The following is a 1,021-nucleotide window of genomic DNA, read 5'->3' as shown; positions in this document are numbered from 1 at the left end:
CTGAGCGGCCTTGGCGGCGTCCGCGGCGGCCTTCTGCGCGGCATCGTTCGCGGCAGCGAGACGCTCGCCGGCAGCGGCGGCCGCAGCCGCGGCATCCTTCGCGGTCTTATCGGCAGCCGCGGCAGACTGTTCCGCCGCGCTCTTCGCAGCCGCGGCCTTGTCGGCGGCGGACGCAGCCGCGGCCGACGCGCTATCAGCGCTGTTCGCAGCCTTCGCCTGGGAGGCGGCGGCCGAGAGTGCGGCGGCCTTGTCCTTGGCAGCCTGATCGGCGATGGCCGTCGCCTGCTGGTGAGTCGCCCGGGCGGTATCCGCGTCAGCGGTGGCCTTCGTGGCCGCGGCGGTCTTATCGGCGAGGTCCTTATCGGCCGCCGTCTTGGCGGTATCGGCGTCGGACTTCGTGGCGCGGGCCTGTGCGGCCGCGGAGTCGGCGTCCTTGGCCTTCGCGGCGGCGGATGCGGCCTGGTCGGCGGCCGATTTCGCCGCGTCGTTGGCCTTGCTGGCTGCGGCGTCCGCCGCGGTCTTGGCGGTGGCGGCGTTGTTCGCGGCGGTGGTGGATGCCGCGGCCCTATCGGCGGCATCCTTGGCCGCGGAGGCTGCGGTCGAGGCGTTCTTGGATGCGCTGTCGAGGTTCTTGGCGGCGGTGGCGCGGTCGGCACTGGCCTTGTCCGCAGCCGCCTTGGCGTCGGCTGCGGCGGTGTCGGCGTTCTTCTGGGCGGCCTGCTTGTCGGCGGCGTTGTTGGCTGCGTCGGCGGCGGCCTTCTCGGCGGCGGTCTGTGCGGCGGCGGACTTGTCGGCGGCGTTGTTGGCGTCGGCTGCGGCGGTGTCGGCGGTCTTCTGGGCGGCCTGCTTGTCGGCTGCGGTCTTGGCGGCGTCGGCGGCGGCCTTCTCTGCGGCGGTTTGTGCGGCGGCGGAGTCGGCAGCGGTGGCCTTGTCGGCGGTGGCCTTGTCGGCGGCGTTCTTCGCGGCGTCGCGGGCGGCGGTGGCGTTGGAGGTGGCCGAGTCGGCCTTGTTCTCCGCGGCC

At 74.2% G+C, this 1,021-nt stretch carries 1 protein-coding gene; it reads right to left on the bottom strand.

Annotation, left to right across the window (positions count from 1 at the left end; all coding sequences use genetic code 11):
• Window positions 1-1,021 (bottom strand): hypothetical protein (locus tag ABD108_RS20855; RefSeq protein WP_343931289.1); only part of this gene is annotated, 1,021 nt, incomplete at both ends.

The organism is Tsukamurella strandjordii, from assembly GCF_039525985.1.
Classification (GTDB): domain Bacteria; phylum Actinomycetota; class Actinomycetes; order Mycobacteriales; family Mycobacteriaceae; genus Tsukamurella; species Tsukamurella strandjordii.
Note: the sequence above shows the minus strand (reverse complement) of the source record. Positions and strands in the feature narration are given on the sequence as shown.